Origin of the sequence: Fictibacillus aquaticus, assembly GCF_002245695.1 — a bacterium.
In the GTDB taxonomy this organism is placed as follows: Bacteria; Bacillota; Bacilli; order Bacillales; family Fictibacillaceae; genus Fictibacillus; species Fictibacillus aquaticus.
In genome coordinates, this window is record NZ_NOII01000107.1 from 1 (window position 1) to 1,016 (window position 1,016).

Here is a 1,016-nt window from a genome sequence, read left to right on the forward strand (position 1 = left end):
GGTGAGACCCTTTAGTGGCGCGAAGCGGCAAAGGGGCTCACTTGTCCAGCAGAAAACGGCTAGCCCCTCGAGGTCAAAAGGGCAAGTGTCCAATAAGTCAAAGAACGACTTACCGGCCCCTTTCCCTTTTGCTTGTCGGGGCTGAACGAGCCGTTTCTGCTTTTCGCCACGCCCCGCGGAGAGCGTGCGCCTGAAACGGAGATCAACTTCTTCTCTGACTTCTTTTTAAGTAGACGAAAAAACAAAAAAGACTTGTTCAACATCTCTCGTTGAACAAGTCTTTTACTATCTTATAAGAACAATCCAGCAATAGCAGCAGAAAGTATGCTGACAAGTGTTGCGCCGTAAAGCAGCTTCATTCCGAAGCGAGCAACTACATTGCCCTGTTCTTCGTGCAAGCCTTTTACAGCTCCTGTAATGATACCGATAGATGAAAAGTTGGCGAAGGAAACAAGGAACACAGATACGATACCGAGCGTTCGTTCTGACATGCTGTCCCCAACTTTAGCTAAGTCCATCATCGCAACGAATTCATTGGAAACAAGCTTGGTTGCCATAATCGTTCCGGCTGACACGGCTTCTGCCCATGGAACACCGACGAGGAAAGCCACTGGTGCGANNATATTAGCGATGATGAAACCGCCGAACAAGTTCAGCACTAATGCGGTGATGACATACTTAGGGTCGATCATCATCATGTACGCCCCAAGGATACTTGCGGAAACTGTTGACATAGCAGACGTACATAGTGTGTACATACGGTGCTTTGGCAAGTGGCCGAGAAGTTTTTTAACAGAAATGAATACTTCGGACTGTCCGAATACAGCTGAAGCAACCGCGTTATAAGACTCGAGCTTTCCAAGACCATTAACCTTGCTAAGTGCCAGCCCGATATACCTGATAATAAAAGGGAGGATCTTGAAGTGCTGAGCGATCCCGATCAAAACTGAGATAAAGACGATAGGAAGCAATACGTTCAAGAAAAACGGCATTGCGGCTTCGTTCGCCAATCCTCC

At 47.5% G+C, this 1,016-nt stretch carries 1 protein-coding gene; it reads right to left on the reverse strand.

The genetic code is table 11. From position 1 onward, the window contains the following. Window positions 1–290 precede the first annotated feature (290 nt). Window positions 291–1,016 (reverse strand): nucleoside transporter C-terminal domain-containing protein (locus tag CGZ90_RS20280; protein WP_276206785.1); only part of this gene is annotated, 726 nt, incomplete at its 5' end.